Below are 14,444 nucleotides of genomic sequence, written 5' to 3' on the forward strand. Positions count from 1 at the left end.
CGCTTCGCGCGTCCGGGACGCGAGGGCAACAAAAAAGCCCCCTTGCGGGGGCTTTTCGTTTGTTGGCTACCGTTTGCCGATCAGTGAGCGTCGGCCCAGACCTTTTTCTTGGTGAAGTACATCAGGCCTGCGAACACGATCAGGAAGATGAACACCTGGAAGCCGAGCTGCTTGCGGGCTTCCATGTGCGGCTCTGCGGTCCACATCAGGAAGGTGGTGACGTCCTTGGCGTACTGCGCGACCGTGGCCGGCGAGCCATCGTCAAAGGTCACCTGGCCGTCGGAGAGCGGCTTCGGCATCTTGATGGCATGGCCCGGGAAGTACTTGTTGAAGTACGAGCCCTCCGGGATGGTCACGCCGGCCGGCGCCTTGTCCTCGTAGCCCTGCAGCACGGCGGCGACATAGTCGGGGCCCTGCTCCTGGTACTGCGTGAAGACGTCGAAGATGAACCAGGGGAAGCCGCGCTTGTAGCTGCGCGCCTTGGTGATCAGCGACAGGTCCGGCGGCGCCGCACCGCCGTTCGCCGCACGAGCCGCCTGCTCGTTGGGGAATGGCGAGGGGAAGTAGTCAGCCGGACGGCCCGGGCGCTCGAACATGTCGCCGGCATCGTTCGGTCCGTCCTTGATCTTGTACTCGGATGCGAAAGCTGCCGCCTGCGCCACCGAATAGCCGGGACCGCCGGCCTCCGCGAGGTTGCGGAAGGCGATGTAGGACAGGCCATGGCAGCTCGAGCAGACTTCCTTGTAGACCTTCAGGCCGCGCTGAAGTGCGCCGCGATCGTACTTGCCGAACGGGCCCGAGAACGACCACTTCTGGCCGGGCGGGTTGTCGCCACCCTCGCTGGCGCGCGCGGTGTCGACCGAGCCGAGGAACAGCGCACCGGCAGCGATCAGCGCGACCGCGATCGAGGCGACGGCCTTGCCGGACTTCGCCAGCACGGCCTCCGAGATCGAGTTCGGCACCGGGCGCGGCGTCTCGATACGGGCGAGCAGCGGCAGCACGATGAGGAAGTAGGCGAAGTAGCAGACCGTCAGGATGCGGCCGGCGATGACGTAGATGCCCTCCGGCGGCTGCGCGCCGAGATAGCCGAGCAGGATGCAGACCACGACGAAGATCCAGAAGAACTGCTTGGCGAGCGGGCGATACTTCGACGAGCGGGTTTTTGCGCTGTCGAGCCAGGGCAGGAACACCAGCACGATGATCGCCGAGAACATGCCGATGACGCCGGCGAGCTTGTTCGGGATCGAACGCAGGATCGCGTAGAACGGCAGGTAGTACCATTCCGGCACGATGTGCGGCGGGGTCACGCCGGGGTTGGCCGGGATGTAATTGTCGGCATCGCCGAGATAGTTCGGCATGTAGAAGATGAACCAGGCGTAGAGCAGCAGGAAGCAGGACACGCCGAAGAAGTCCTTGATCGTCGCGTGCGGCGTGAACGGCACGGTGTCCTTCTCGGTCTTGGGTTCGACGCCGTCGGGATTGTTCTGGCCGGCGACATGCAGCGCCCAGACGTGCAGCACGACGACGCCCGCGATCACGAACGGCAGCAGGTAATGCAGCGAGAAGAAGCGGTTGAGGGTCGGGTTGCCGACCGAATAGCCGCCCCAGAGCAGCGTCACGATGCTCTCGCCGACATAGGGAATGGCGGAGAACAGATTGGTGATGACGGTGGCGCCCCAGAAGCTCATCTGGCCCCACGGCAGCACGTAGCCCATGAAGCCGGTCGCCATCATCAGGAGATAGATGATGACGCCGAGGATCCACAGCACCTCGCGCGGCTCCTTGTACGACCCGTAGTAAAGGCCGCGGAACATGTGGACGTAGACGGCGAAGAAGAACATCGACGCGCCGACCGCGTGCATGTTGCGCAGCAGCCAGCCGTAGTTCACGTCGCGCACGATCAGCTCGACCGACTTGAAGGCGAGATCGGCATACGGCGTGTAGTGCATCGCCAGGATCACGCCGGTCAGGATCTGCACGCCGAGCATGAAGGACAGGATGGCGCCGAAGGTCCACCAGTAGTTCAGGTTACGCGGCGTGGGATAGACCACGAACGACGAGTGCATGAGCCCGAGGATGGGCAGGCGCCGCTCGAGCCACTTCAGGGCTGGATTGCTCGGCTGGTAGTCGGAGGGTCCGCTCATGATGCGATCCTGAGGAAATAAAGCGACGCGACGGGTTCAAAGGCCGGAAACGAAGGCGTTCCCGTGCCTCAGCCGATCTGGATTTTTGTGTCGGAAACGAATGTGTACGGCGGCACCGGCAGGTTCGCGGGTGCGGGCCCCTGACGGATACGGCCGGACGTGTCGTACACCGAGCCGTGGCAGGGGCAGAAGAAGCCGTCGTAGCTGCCTTCATGGGCGATCGGGATGCAGCCGAGATGGGTGCAGATGCCGATCACGACCAGCCACTGCTCATGGCCCGATTTGGTGCGGGCCTCGTCGGACTGCGGATCGGGCAGGCTCGCCACGTTGACGGAACGAGCCGCTTCGACCTGCTTCTTGGTCCGGTGGCTGATGTAGATCGGCTTGCCGCGCCAGAAGACCTTGACGTCCTGGCCCTCGGCGATCGGCGCCAGGTCGACCTCGATCGGCGCACCGGCCGCAATCGTCGAAGCATCCGGGTTCATCTGCGAAATGAACGGCCAGAGAGTTGCTGCGCCCCCCACTGCGGCAGCAGCCCCGGTTGCAACAAAAAGGAAATCACGGCGTGTCGGATGGTCCGCCGAAGACGCTGTCGTCACGATTCCAACCCTTTCATTTGTGCGACCGGTGGAACCGCCCCAGGGGGCGCCCAAAGGTCCCCAGAACAGGCTGCCGGCGCCCGCGGCCCCCCGCGGCGGCAGAACGATGCTTCTCCGCGCCAATTGGGCGAAAACCGCAGTCCAGAATCGTTCTATTGGCACCCTTGCCGGGCGAGCGCAAGCCCGCTATCGGCGCGGAAGCGTGCAATGCACGAATTCCGCGGCCTGCGATGTTTTATTGAGACATTTTTGGCCGCGCCAACCGCCATCACACCCCCTGCCGGACCCCCATGCAGATCGCTCTCTTCCAGCCCGACATCCCCCAGAACACCGGTACGATTCTCAGGCTGTGCGCATGCCTGGATATGGCGGCCCACATCATCGAGCCCGCGGGTTTTCCGGTGTCGGATCGGCATTTCCGTCGTGCGGGAATGGACTATCTCGACCAGGTCAGCATCACCCGCCACGACTCCTGGTCGAAGTTCCAGGCCTGGCGCACCGAGCAAGGGCATCGGCTGCTGCTTTTCACCACCAAGGGCGCGACCAATTATCTTGATTTTAGCTACCAACCGTCGGACATCCTGCTGCTCGGACGCGAGAGCGCCGGCGTCACCGACGAGGTGGTCGCGGCCGCCGATGCGCGGCTGGTGATCCCGATCAAGCCGGGGCTGCGCTCGCTCAATGTGGCGATGGCCGCCGCAATGGCCGCGGGCGAAGCGCTGCGGCAGGTCCGGAACCCGCCGGTCTAAGATTTTGAGGAGAAGGTCGTGAGCTACGCGGTCAAGGAGATCTTCCTGACCCTTCAGGGCGAAGGCGCCCATGCCGGGCGTGCATCGGTGTTCTGCCGCTTTGCCGGCTGCAATCTCTGGAGCGGCCGCGAGGCGGATCGCGCCGACGCGGTCTGCCAGTTCTGCGACACCGATTTCGTCGGCACCGACGGCACGCTCGGCGGCCGCTATGGCACGGCCGACGAGCTTGCCCGCACCATCGCCGCGCAATGGCAGGGGGCGGACGATCAGCGCTATGTGGTTTTGACCGGCGGCGAGCCGCTGTTGCAGGTGGACGGGCCCCTCGTCGATGCGCTACACGCGGCTGGCTTCGAGATCGGGGTCGAGACCAACGGCACCATGATGCCGCCCGACGGGCTCGACTGGATCTGTGTCAGCCCCAAGGGCGGAAGCGAGCTCATTCTGCGGCAGGGACACGAGCTGAAGCTGGTGTATCCGCAGGCGCTCGCCCTGCCCGAAGCCTTCGAGGCCCTCGCCTTCGAGCGCTTCTCGCTGCAACCGATGGACGGGCCTGACGTAGCCGAGAACACGGTGCGTGCCATCGACTACTGCCTGCGCCATCCGCAATGGCGGCTCAGCGTGCAGACACACAAGACGCTCGGAATAAGATAGGACCGGTTGACGACGCGATGTGGGAATTGACGAAATCGTTTCGCTTCGAGGCAGCGCACGCGCTGTCCGGCACGACCTTCGGCGCCGCCAGCGAGGAGATCCACGGCCATTCGTTTCGCGCCGAGGTGACGCTGCGCGGCACGCCCGATCCAAAAACCGGCATGGTGGTCGATCTCGGCCTCGTGCAGCGCGCGATCGAGGACGTGCGCCTGACGCTCGACCACAAGCTGCTCAACAAGATCGAGGCGCTCGGCATTCCGACTTTGGAAAACCTGTCGCGCTTCGTCTGGGAGCGACTCCATCACGTCGGCGGGCTCACCCGCGTCTCCATTCACCGCGACAGTTGCAACGAGAGTTGCGCCTATTTCGGTCCACAGGGGTAAAACTTCGTAGGGTGGGCAAAGCGTAGCGTGCCCACCATCAAGTGCGACGATGAAGGTTGGTGGGCACGGCGAAGGGCGCCTTTGCCCACCCTACGAGATCTGCTTTGGAATTGAATATGGACGCCTCAACAATAGAAGATCGCAAGACGCGCGCGCGAAGCTGGTTCGAGCGCTTGCGCGACGACATCTGCGCGAGTTTCGAGCGGCTCGAGGACGATGCTCCGACCACGCTCTATCCCGGACAAACCGGCCGCTTCGAACGCACGCCCTGGAATCGCACCGACCACAGCGGCGCAGCGGGCGGCGGCGGCGTGATGTCGATGATGCATGGACGTCTGTTCGAGAAGGTCGGCGTGCACTGCTCGACCGTGCATGGCGAATTCGCGCCGGAGTTTCGCGCGCAGATCCCGGGCGCGGCCGACGATCCCAGGTTCTGGGCCTCCGGCATCTCGCTGATCGCGCATATGCGCAATCCGCACGTGCCAGCCGTGCACATGAACACGCGCTTCGTGGTCACCACAAAAGCCTGGTTCGGCGGCGGCGCCGACCTGACGCCGGTGCTCGACCGCCGCCGCACGCAGGAGGATGCCGACACGGTCGCCTTCCACGCCGCAATGAAGGAGGCCTGCAGCGGCCCCAATGGCGTCGCCGACTACGACAAATACAAGAAGTGGTGCGATGAGTATTTCTACCTGCCGCACCGGAAAGAGGCGCGCGGCATCGGCGGCATCTTCTACGACTGGCATGACAGCGGCGACTGGGACGCCGACCTCGCCTTCACCCAGGACGTCGGCCGCGCTTTCCTGAAGATCTATCCCGAGCTGGTGCGGCGCAATTTTGCGACGTCGTGGACGCAAGCGGATCGCGAGGAGCAGTTGGTCCGCCGCGGACGCTATGTCGAGTTCAACCTGCTCTACGACCGCGGCACGATCTTCGGGCTCAAGACCGGCGGCAATGTGGATTCGATCCTGTCGTCGCTGCCGCCGGAGGTGAAATGGCCATGACCAAACTGCCGCCGCTGCCGCGCGCCATGCTGATCGACATGGATGACACCATCCTGTCGGCCTATGGCCGTCCGGAGATTGCCTGGAACACGATCACCAACGAATTTGCTGACGAGCTTGCACCGCTGCCGCCGGAGCAGGTCGCAACCGCCGTGCTCGCCTTCGCGCGAAACTTCTGGGCCAATGCGGACGCCTCATGGCGGATGAAGCTCGGCGAAGCGCGGCACCTGACGGTGAAGGGCGGCTTTGCAGCGCTCGCCGCGGCCGGTCACCGCGCCCTGTCGGACGATCTCGCGGTGCGCCTCGCCGACCGCTTCACCGCCTATCGCGAGGAGGAGATGTTCGTCTTCCCCGGCGCGCATGAGGCGATCGACAAGTTCAAGGAGATGGGCATCAAGCTCGCGCTGGTGACCAATGGCGCCGCCGACATGCAGCGCGCCAAAGTCGAGCGCTTCGAGCTGACCCATCGCTTCGACCACATCCAGATCGAGGGCGAGCACGGTTTTGGCAAGCCCGAGGAGCGCGCCTATCTGCACGCCATGGAGGCGCTCGGTGTCAGCGCGCGGGACACCTGGATGATCGGCGACAATCTGGAATGGGAGGTCGTGACGCCGCAGCGGCTCGGCATCTACGCGATCTGGATCGACGTCCATGGCGAGGGCCTGCCCGAGGGCTCGACCATCAAGCCTGACCGCATCATCCGCTCGCTGACCGAGCTGGTGCCGGCTGCATAACGCCCGACGAGACCGGTTTCGGCTCGCGGCCCCGCCATCGTCCGATAATAGCGTCGAAAACAACCCCATGCACAGTAGCCGGCAGGGCGGGCGGGCTTTACGGATTTTTCGAAAATGAGTTTGACCCGTCGGGCAAATCAGGTGTATATTGCTATGATCGCAACCTGCGGAATTGAGCTGCAAAAACCCGTCGAAACGGCGCCACTTTCGTCCTCTCCCGCCAAGAATTTCGCAAAATGCCGCAGCCCCGTGCACCAGCGCGATCGGGTGAGCTGCGTCGTAACGCCCCTCCTCGCGAACCAGTGAAATTTCCCACAGACCGCAATCCAGGATTGCGGTAGGCTTGCTGCCGGGCGGGGGGACCGTGAGGCAGCAATGCAGCAGGACCTCCAGAGGACACCGCAGCCGCCAGCCGAGCCGCCGGGCGTGCTGCAGAAGGTTCAGGCCTGGGACAGCCGGCTGACTGTCACCAAAGGGCTGACCATCGTCACCCTGCTCACCGGCTTCTTCGGCGGCTATTTCAACTACCTCAACTCCTACGAGGAGAAGGTCGGCGAGCAGGCCAAGGCCGACATGACCACCGCGACCAAAACCTTCGTCGAGATCTCCAACGCCTTTGCCGAAGTGCAGATGCAGCAGGAGATCATGCTGGCGGATTTCGCGGGCGCGTTGAACGATCGCCTCGACCTCGGCGCCAAGCAGATGGACACCAAGGCCGCGAACGATCTGTTCCCGGATTACATCAAGGCGCGGACCGCCTTGCGGCAGAGCAGCGCCGTGTTCGCCCGCGAAGCCGAGATCTACATCGACTGGCCGAGCGACCCGACCCGCGATCCGGCGGCACCGCGCACGCTCAATCAGGACCCACTGACCGAGACGCTGCTGAACGACTACGATTTCGACTGCGATGCGCCGGCGAGCCTGCCGAGCTTCGAGGGCGCGATCTACGACGGTTCGAAGCACGGGCCGGCCGACGAAAAACTCTGCGCACCCGAAGTGATCGAGCAAAAAACCTATGTCGACATGTGCGCACGTACTCCCGGCAGCGGCGCGATCAAGCCGGCCAAAGGCATCGTCATCATCAACTGGTGGAGCGCCAAGCACCATTTGCTGACGCTGCATTATTGTTTCGAAAACATGCACACGCGCCTGCGCACCGCGCGCATCTGGGCCTCGAAGAACGACGTCAGCGACGATGCCAAGCAGGAGTTTCTCAAGCAGGAACGCCATCTGCGGCGGAGCCTCGAGCACCAGGGCACGCGGCTCAATGCCTTCATGACGCTGACCATGTCGCAGCTGGAACGGATCCGGGTCCGCTACCGCCCCTCCGGCTTCTTCTGCCACGTGCCCGTGGTGCGCGATGCGATCGGGGTTTTCAGCAATCAGTGCATGCCGATACGCACGGCGGTGGACGAGCGGAACTGAACGCAATCCACAGCACGCCCGTGCCGTGATCGGCGTGTCATGACCGCTTGCTAGCCTCTCGCCTCGTCGATCAAGACAGGAGGACCAGCCATGGAATTGAAAGCCGGTGACGTCGTCATGCTGAAGTCGGGCGGACAGCCGCTGACCGTCGTTGATGTGAAGGAGGACGACGTACTCTGCCTCTGGATGGGGATGGAAGGCCAGCTCTACCGCGAGACGCTGCCGCTCGCCGTCCTCGAGCACCCCGACGAGGAAGAGGACGACGAGGACGAGGATGAAGACGAGGAGGAGGAAGAGGACGAGGAAGACGACAAGGACTGACGTCCACCCTCCCCCCGCTTTACACCGCATCGCGATCGCGGCCCAGGACCTCAGGTCGGGCCGCGATTTTCTTTGAATACCGTCCGGCCGCAGGCCATCCTGTTGAACCTGCGGCAGTTCCGGCGCAACCGATAAGGACTGGATTGATTCTGCGCCAACGGGAGCCGGCGAACCGACCATGTTTGATCGTGTCTACCGGCAGCGCCTCGAAGCTGATCTGGCGCAATGGGAAGCCCGTGGCGTGATCGCGCCCGCGACTGTGGCCGCGATACGCGGCGCCCTTCCGCCTGCAACTCCCGGCCTCAACATTCCCGTGGTGATCGGCATCGTCGGCGGCCTTCTGATCGCGGCGGCGTTCCTGGCCTTCGTCGCCGCGCACTGGATGGAGATCGCGCGGCTGTCGCGGATGGGAATCCTCAGTGCCGGCATCGTTGCATCCAACGGGCTCGGGGCATGGTTCGCCCGCACCGAACGGCCGATCCTTGCCGACCTCTGCGCCAGCGTCGGCGCGGTCATTTTCGGGGCCGGTATCGCGCTGGTCGGCCAGATGTATCACCTCGGCGACGATTTTGCCGGCGGCATGCTGTTGTGGGCGGTGGGTGCGCTCGGCGCGGCCGCGCTGACCGGCTCGCGCGGTGCGCTTGCGGTGGCGCTTGCCGCGGCGAGCATCTGGACTTGTCTCCGCATCGCCGAGATCCAGGACGGCCCGCACCTTCCGTTCGTCGTGTTCTGGCTCGCTGCAGGCGCCCTTGCCCTGATCTGGAATTCCCGCGTCGCCGCACATCTCGTCGCGCTGGCGGCGCTGCCATGGTGGATTGCGACGGCAACCCAGGTGATCCTGTTCGACCTCGCGCCGTTCTTCATCCTTGCCAACGGCGCTGCCTTGCTGCTGGGCGGCGGGATGGCGCTGACCGCAACGCCGTGGCAGCGGGCGCGTGATGCCGGCGGCGTTTTGGCGAACTACGGCGCGTTCCTGCTCGCCGGCGTCGCCGCCATGGAGGTAATCGTTGCCAACGACATGCTCCGGCCTGGGTCGGATGCCAGCCTCCAGCCGGCATGGACCATCGCCTGCGGCGTCGCCGCGACGATCGCAGCCTTCGCCGTCGGCGCGCTGCGGCGACAGGCTGGTGCGGCTTTTGCCGGCGCCGCGATGGCGCTGATGCTGGTCGCGGCAATCGTGTGGCCGTTGCGCACCTTGGGCGAGCCATTAGGTGAGCCTTGGCCTGGCTATGCCGTGGTGCTCGGCGCCATGCTTTGCCTCGTCGTGTCAGGCATGTTCGATGGCAGCCGCGCGCGGACGGTCGCCGGCTGGCTCGGCATCGCCGGCGCGATTGCCGGCATCACCTGGGCCGTCAAGGGCTCGCTGCTGCGCCGCTCCGCCTTTCTCGCAGCCGCAGGTGTCGTTGCGATCGCGATGGCGGCGGCGCTCAACCGCCTGCTGCCGAGGAGCGAGACATGACCGAGATCGGCAGTTTCCTGCAGCGCATCCCAAAAGTCGCCCTGTTCGCAGCCGTCGCTATAATTCAGTTCGCGCTTTTGGCCGTGATGATCATCGACCGGGTGCAGATTTTGCGCGACGGCGCCGAGGTCGCGCTGCAGACGCGCCCCGTCGATCCCCGGGACATCTTTCGCGGCGACTATGTCCGTCTCGGCTATGACATCTCGGAGGTGCCCGCCGGCGCGCTGACAGGTCAGCCCGCCCAAAGCCGCACGCCGACCGTGTTCGTCAAACTGACGCCTGACAGCAACGGGCTCTACCAGGCGGTCTCGGTGCACGCGGACGCCGTTCCGGTGACGAGCCCCGAGGTGTTGATCCGTGGCCGCATCACCTCAGGCGCAAATTGCGGCCCGGCCGCTCCCCGATTCTGCGCAAAACTGCGGATCAACTACAATCTGGAGCGCTATTTCGTCCCTCAGGGTGAGGGATTGAAACTCGAGCAGGCGCGCAACGAGCGCAAGCTGACCATCATTGCCGCGGTCACGCCGTCCGGCCGCGCCGCCATCAAGCGGCTGCTGCTTGATGGCCAGGCGGTGTATGAGGAGCCGTGGTTCTGAGAACGATGGTCGTATTTAGGTTGGCAATCGATCACGCCGCCGGCTTAGCGTCACGCGCCGGCGCGATCTTACGGAACGCAGCACCCAGTTCGTCCTCGGCTCGCTCGAGATCATACTGTGTCTGGATGCCCATCCAGAACGCGGCCGAGGTGCCGAAATATCTGCCAAGCCGGAGTGCGGTGTCAGCGGTCACGGGGGTTTGCTCATTGGCCAACCGCTCAATTCTCGTGAGCGGCACGCCAACGGCACGCGCCACCGCGTAGGCCGAGAGGTTGAGCGGGCCCAAAAATTCCTCGCGCAGGACCTCTCCGGGGTGAACAGGGGGAAGTTTCTTGGCCATGGCCGCGCGTCCTCTCAATGATAATCCACAATCTCGACCTCGTCCGGTCCCTGATCGCTCCACAGGAATACGATCCGCCACCGGTCGTTGATCCGGATCGAATGCTTGCCAGCGAGATCCCCTCGCAAGGCTTCCAGCCGGTTGCCCGGCGGCGCCATGAGATCAGCGCAGGGGCCGCCTTGGGCCAACACCAGACGTACTGACACGGCTGCTCTTAGATCGAAAACGGCGCACCCGATCCGATCGTGTGACTTATGCCTGAGGAGAGCTACGCAGCCCATTCAACCCGGCGATTTTCGACCGGAAGGCCGATGCCTTAATCTGGATCAAGGCATCGAAGCAGAAAGCGGGATTCTGTCCTAACGACAGGGGGCACGGAACCATGCATTTCAACTCGAAATTTTGCACCGCCATCGCTTTCTGGATCACGTTGATGCTGCCGCATCCCGCTGTTGCTGAACGCAGGGTCGCGCTGGTGGTCGGGAATTCCGGTTATATGAACGTCCCACGGCTCCCGAATCCGCGCAATGACGCCAGCGACATGATCACGCGCCTCAAGGCGATGGGCTTCGATGTGGTTCCGGGGCTCGACCTCGACCGCAACCAATTTCTGAACACGCTTGCCAGCTTCGGTCGTGCCGCGGAAGGCGCGGACGTCGCGCTGTTCTTCTATGCCGGCCACGGCCTTCAAGTGAACGGTCAGAACTATCTTGTGCCAACCGACGCGAAGGTGGAATACGAAGCAGAACTCGAGATCGCGCTGATCCCCGTTCCGCTGGTCATGCAGCAGCTCACGCGCGGCAGCCGGGTCAATATCGTGCTTCTCGACGCCTGCCGCGACAATCCCTTTGCGAAGGATCTGTCGCGAACGCTCGGCACGCGATCGTCTTCGGCGCTCGGGCGAGGCCTGAACCGCATTCAAACCGCGTCCGGCACGTTCATCGCCTTCGCGACACAGCCCGACAACGTCGCGCAGGACGGGGCCGGCCGCAACAGTCCTTTCACGGGGGCGTTTCTGGCCAACATGGACAAACCGGGCCTGTCTCTCTCCGACCTGATGATCGAGGTGCGCAACGCGGTGATACAGGAGACCAACGGCAAGCAGGTGCCATGGGATTCATCGTCGCTGACGGGTCGGTTCTCGTTCAAGATCGAAGGCACAGTGACAGTTGCCCCGCAGACAGGTCCGTCCCAGTCGTCTGCTCCCGTTTCTGACACGCGCACGGTCGAACTTGGCGTCTGGAATGCAATTCGCGAGTCCAGCGACGCGGCGGTGTTTCATCGTTTTCTGAAGGAGTATCCGGAAAGCCTGTTTGCGCCCCTGGCGCGCGAGCGCATCGCGGGACTGGCGGGGGAGAGAAAGGCGGCGCTGACGACACCCGGATCTCCGGCGGAACGCACGACGGAGACCCAGCCGATCCTGCTGTCTGCGAGTTCGGTTGATCTGAAGCGAAGCCGCAACATCGAGATTGGCGGCGGTCTCGCCAGCCAGTATGGCGCGAACGTTTTGCACAACGCACCACCTTACGGAACGAGGCCGAATGCTGCCGAATGGGTCTTTTCGGCGCCGGCCGCCGGGCGCTACCGGCTCGACATCGAGTTTGCGGCGATGGAGGCGCGCCCGGTCAAGATCATCATCAACGGCAGGATCGTCCGCACCGACGCACTCAACGAGACAACGGGCGGCTGGTCGGAAGCAAACCAGACTTTCCGCGCACAAGGGTCTTACGACCTCAGGGGGGGCGACAACCGCATTCGGCTGGAACGCGCAAATGTGTTTCCTCACATCCGGGCCCTGCGTTTCGTGCCCGAGATGTGAACAGGAAGCAGTGAGCCTCAACTACGCTTGGGTCAGCAGGTACCTCAGCCGGCACTGCCCCAAGTCCGCTTCGGGTCATGAGCCGTCAATAAAGGCCAAGCGGGGCGACTTCCGCTTTGTCCTCAGAAGCTGACACTTGCGAGGACACGCCCCAGGGAAGACTCCGCTGCACATGAGTGCCTATACACCGCAATCTCAGGCCAACTGCTTCACCGCAGCCGAGATCATCACCAGCCCGCCGGTGATGACGGCAGCATCCAGGATCGCGGTGTGGATGTGCACCGGCATCCGCTCGACGAAGGCTTTTGCGAGGAAGGCGCCGGGGATCGCGATGCCGCCGATCAGGAGCGCGAAGGCCAGCACTTGCGCGGTCACGGCACCCGCGAGGCCGAAGACGGAAATCTTGATCAGGCCGGTGCCGAGCGAGATCATCGCATCCGTCGCGATCACGGCCGCGCCTTCGAGGCCCGACGCCATCAAGAGCGAGAGCAGGATCACGCCGGAGCCTGAGGTGCCGCCGACCAGCACGCCGTAGCCGACGGAGCCCGCGGCAAGGCCGGTGTCGCCGATCTTTAACGAGCGACGGCGCAGCACGCGGCGCAGCGGCACGCTCAGGATCAGCATCGCGCCGATCACGAGCGCGGCGCCGGCATTGGTGAGCCGAGTGTAGCCATAGGCGCCGAGCGCCGTCGTCAAGGCCGCGCAGGCCAGCACGATCAGCGCGCGGCGGCGGTCGAAATATTTGAGATAGGCAACGGCACGGCTGGAGTTGGTGAAGATCGCTGATATTGCGATGATCGGCACCACGGGCTCGGCGCCGACCAGCGGCACCAGCACCAGCGGCATCAGGGCGCCGGTGCCGTAGCCGGCGAGACCGCCGATAACGGAAGCAAACAACGCCATCGACGCGACCAGCAGGAGCTGAAGCAGCGAGATATCGGCGAAGCCTGAAACGATGGTCAATGTCTCCGGTCGCGACTGACGCGGGCCACGGCCTGATCGGCGATGGCAGCGAGCGCGGCCTCATCTAGTGGAAAATCCGCCGCGAGCCAAGCGTCCTCGGCCAGCGTCAACACATGTCCGAGCGCCGGTCCCTCCGCCATGCCGCGCGCGATGAAGTCAGCGGCCTTCAGCGGGAATTTTGGCGCAGTCCAGCGTTGCGGCAATTCGGCGAGCTCGCGCCAGCGCTGTGACGTCACATCGCCGCCGAGCCTTGCCCAGGCCAGCAACACGCGATCGTGATAGCGCTCGGGACCGAGCCGATAGACGAGACGCCGCGCACTGGCGTCGTCCTTGCTCTCGAAGCGCCACCAGCGATGGCCCATCGAATCCAGCGCCTTGGCTTCGGCATTGGAGAGCCGCAGCCGCGTCGCAACGCGCTTGGCATCCTCGGTGACCGCGACCGTCAAGGCCGCCAGGCGCCGCGTCGCGTCGGCTTTCACGCCGAGCTCGCGCTCGATCGCGACTATGGTCGCAAGCGGCCCGGTATAGGCAACGCCGCCGATCAACGCCTGCAGCAATCCGCTGTCGGCCATCGCAAGTGCCGCGGCGGCAGCGCCGTTTGCGACCAGCAGCTTCAGCATCTCCATCCGCACCCGCTCGGCCGAGAGGCTCGCAAGGCCTGCGCGGCCGCGGATGCAGGCGAGATAGCCGTCACGATCGGGCTCGCCTTCACCGAAGGCGGCATGGATGCGAAAGAAGCGCAGGATGCGTAAGTAGTCCTCGGCAATGCGCTGGTCGGGATCGCCGATGAAGCGCACGCGGCGGGCGGCGACGTCGGCGAGGCCCCCGACATAGTCGTGCACGACGCCTGTCGCGTCGACCGAGAGCCCGTTCATGGTGAAGTCGCGCCGCTCGGCATCCCGCACCCAGTCGCGGCCGAACGCGACCGTGGCCTTGCGGCCGAAGGTCTCGGTGTCCTCGCGCAGCGTCGTCACCTCATAGGGGTGGCCGTCGATGACCAGCGTGATGGTGCCGTGGTCGATGCCGGTTGGCACGCTCTTGATGCCGGCGCTTTTGGCGCGCCTCATCACTTCCTCGGGCAAGGCTGTCGTCGCGATGTCCATATCGCCCGGCGGCAGCTTCAACAGCGCGTTGCGCACCGCGCCGCCAACCACGCGGGCTTCCTCGCCGTCGGTGTTGAGGAGCTGCAGGACACGCGCGGTGCCGCCAGCGGTCAGCCAGGGCGCATCGGCAAGCAGGCTTTCAGCGCTCATGCAT

At 64.6% G+C, this 14,444-nt stretch carries 16 protein-coding genes; 10 read left to right on the forward strand and 6 right to left on the reverse strand.

Going from position 1 to position 14,444, the window contains the following annotated elements:
• Positions 1-80: 80 nt before the first annotated feature.
• Complete coding sequence (gene fbcH / locus C2U70_RS06060) at positions 81-2,144, reverse strand: cytochrome b/c1 (RefSeq protein ID WP_140977021.1); 2,064 nt, start codon at positions 2,142-2,144, stop codon at positions 81-83.
• Positions 2,145-2,212: 68 nt separating this feature from the next.
• Positions 2,213-2,743, reverse strand: coding sequence for a ubiquinol-cytochrome c reductase iron-sulfur subunit (gene petA / locus C2U70_RS06065; protein WP_140977022.1), 531 nt, complete (start codon positions 2,741-2,743; stop codon positions 2,213-2,215).
• Positions 2,744-3,033: 290 nt separating this feature from the next.
• Between petA and C2U70_RS06070 the strand changes: the two genes are divergently transcribed.
• From C2U70_RS06070 to C2U70_RS06110, 9 genes are all read left to right on the forward strand, one after another.
• A complete protein-coding gene (locus tag C2U70_RS06070; protein ID WP_140977024.1) occupies positions 3,034-3,492 on the forward strand; it encodes a tRNA (cytidine(34)-2'-O)-methyltransferase in 459 nt (152 codons plus the stop codon).
• A gap of 18 nt (positions 3,493-3,510) precedes the next feature.
• Positions 3,511-4,143, forward strand: a complete 633-nt coding sequence (queE, locus tag C2U70_RS06075; protein WP_140977026.1) for a 7-carboxy-7-deazaguanine synthase — start codon at positions 3,511-3,513, stop codon at positions 4,141-4,143.
• A 17-nt stretch (positions 4,144-4,160) separates the two neighbouring features.
• A complete protein-coding gene (locus tag C2U70_RS06080) occupies positions 4,161-4,526 on the forward strand; it encodes a 6-pyruvoyl trahydropterin synthase family protein (protein ID WP_140977028.1) in 366 nt (121 codons plus the stop codon).
• Positions 4,527-4,642: 116 nt separating this feature from the next.
• Positions 4,643-5,530, forward strand: coding sequence for an oxygen-dependent coproporphyrinogen oxidase (hemF, locus tag C2U70_RS06085; RefSeq protein WP_186294090.1), 888 nt, complete (start codon positions 4,643-4,645; stop codon positions 5,528-5,530).
• The gene (locus C2U70_RS06090; protein ID WP_140977032.1) at positions 5,521-6,264 is read left to right on the forward strand and encodes an HAD family hydrolase; all 744 of its coding nucleotides are present in this window, start codon (positions 5,521-5,523) and stop codon (positions 6,262-6,264) included. Before hemF ends, C2U70_RS06090 begins: the two co-directional genes overlap by 10 nt.
• Positions 6,265-6,639: 375 nt before the next feature.
• Positions 6,640-7,689 carry a hypothetical protein gene (locus C2U70_RS06095; protein ID WP_140977033.1) on the forward strand — a complete coding sequence of 350 codons (1,050 nt, stop codon included), beginning with the start codon at positions 6,640-6,642 and terminating at the stop codon, positions 7,687-7,689.
• Between the two features lie 90 nt (positions 7,690-7,779).
• Complete coding sequence (locus tag C2U70_RS06100; protein ID WP_140977035.1) at positions 7,780-8,010, forward strand: DUF2158 domain-containing protein; 231 nt, start codon at positions 7,780-7,782, stop codon at positions 8,008-8,010.
• 178 nt (positions 8,011-8,188) lie between these two features.
• Complete coding sequence (locus C2U70_RS06105; protein WP_140977036.1) at positions 8,189-9,469, forward strand: DUF2157 domain-containing protein; 1,281 nt, start codon at positions 8,189-8,191, stop codon at positions 9,467-9,469.
• Complete coding sequence (locus C2U70_RS06110; protein ID WP_140977038.1) at positions 9,466-10,065, forward strand: GDYXXLXY domain-containing protein; 600 nt, start codon at positions 9,466-9,468, stop codon at positions 10,063-10,065. Before C2U70_RS06105 ends, C2U70_RS06110 begins: the two co-directional genes overlap by 4 nt.
• A gap of 31 nt (positions 10,066-10,096) precedes the next feature.
• Here C2U70_RS06110 and C2U70_RS06115 read toward each other — a convergent pair whose 3' ends face one another.
• A complete protein-coding gene (locus tag C2U70_RS06115; RefSeq protein ID WP_140977039.1) occupies positions 10,097-10,405 on the reverse strand; it encodes a HigA family addiction module antitoxin in 309 nt (102 codons plus the stop codon).
• Between the two features lie 14 nt (positions 10,406-10,419).
• Entirely contained in the window at positions 10,420-10,611 is a 192-nt protein-coding gene (locus C2U70_RS33660; RefSeq protein ID WP_433960664.1) for a type II toxin-antitoxin system RelE/ParE family toxin, read from the reverse strand.
• Positions 10,612-10,787: 176 nt separating this feature from the next.
• On the opposite strand from C2U70_RS33660, the gene C2U70_RS06125 reads away from it, so the two are divergent.
• Positions 10,788-12,224, forward strand: a complete 1,437-nt coding sequence (locus C2U70_RS06125; RefSeq protein WP_140977043.1) for a caspase family protein — start codon at positions 10,788-10,790, stop codon at positions 12,222-12,224.
• A gap of 195 nt (positions 12,225-12,419) precedes the next feature.
• Here C2U70_RS06125 and C2U70_RS06130 read toward each other — a convergent pair whose 3' ends face one another.
• Positions 12,420-13,187, reverse strand: a complete 768-nt coding sequence (locus C2U70_RS06130; RefSeq protein ID WP_140977045.1) for a sulfite exporter TauE/SafE family protein — start codon at positions 13,185-13,187, stop codon at positions 12,420-12,422.
• A complete protein-coding gene (locus C2U70_RS06135) occupies positions 13,184-14,440 on the reverse strand; it encodes a CCA tRNA nucleotidyltransferase (RefSeq protein ID WP_140977047.1) in 1,257 nt (418 codons plus the stop codon). The genes C2U70_RS06130 and C2U70_RS06135 overlap by 4 nt, the downstream gene beginning before the upstream one ends.
• Positions 14,441-14,444: the final 4 nt, after the last annotated feature.

This window comes from Bradyrhizobium guangdongense (genome assembly GCF_006483445.1).
Classification (GTDB): Bacteria; Pseudomonadota; Alphaproteobacteria; order Rhizobiales; family Xanthobacteraceae; genus Bradyrhizobium; species Bradyrhizobium guangdongense_A.

Excerpts from the sequence above, each read along its gene's own strand:
- fbcH (WP_140977021.1), bottom strand. The coding sequence starts at position 2,144 with ATGAGCGGACCCTCCGACTACCAGCCGAGCAATCCAGCCCTGAAGTGG.
- C2U70_RS06070 (WP_140977024.1), top strand. The coding sequence starts at position 3,034 with ATGCAGATCGCTCTCTTCCAGCCCGACATCCCCCAGAACACCGGTACG.
- C2U70_RS06080 (WP_140977028.1), top strand. The coding sequence starts at position 4,161 with ATGTGGGAATTGACGAAATCGTTTCGCTTCGAGGCAGCGCACGCGCTG.
- hemF (WP_186294090.1), top strand. The coding sequence starts at position 4,643 with ATGGACGCCTCAACAATAGAAGATCGCAAGACGCGCGCGCGAAGCTGG.
- C2U70_RS06090 (WP_140977032.1), top strand. The coding sequence starts at position 5,521 with ATGGCCATGACCAAACTGCCGCCGCTGCCGCGCGCCATGCTGATCGAC.
- C2U70_RS06095 (WP_140977033.1), top strand. The coding sequence starts at position 6,640 with ATGCAGCAGGACCTCCAGAGGACACCGCAGCCGCCAGCCGAGCCGCCG.
- C2U70_RS06100 (WP_140977035.1), top strand. The coding sequence starts at position 7,780 with ATGGAATTGAAAGCCGGTGACGTCGTCATGCTGAAGTCGGGCGGACAG.
- C2U70_RS06105 (WP_140977036.1), top strand. The coding sequence starts at position 8,189 with ATGTTTGATCGTGTCTACCGGCAGCGCCTCGAAGCTGATCTGGCGCAA.
- C2U70_RS06110 (WP_140977038.1), top strand. The coding sequence starts at position 9,466 with ATGACCGAGATCGGCAGTTTCCTGCAGCGCATCCCAAAAGTCGCCCTG.
- C2U70_RS06115 (WP_140977039.1), bottom strand. The coding sequence starts at position 10,405 with ATGGCCAAGAAACTTCCCCCTGTTCACCCCGGAGAGGTCCTGCGCGAG.
- C2U70_RS06125 (WP_140977043.1), top strand. The coding sequence starts at position 10,788 with ATGCATTTCAACTCGAAATTTTGCACCGCCATCGCTTTCTGGATCACG.
- C2U70_RS06135 (WP_140977047.1), bottom strand. The coding sequence starts at position 14,440 with ATGAGCGCTGAAAGCCTGCTTGCCGATGCGCCCTGGCTGACCGCTGGC.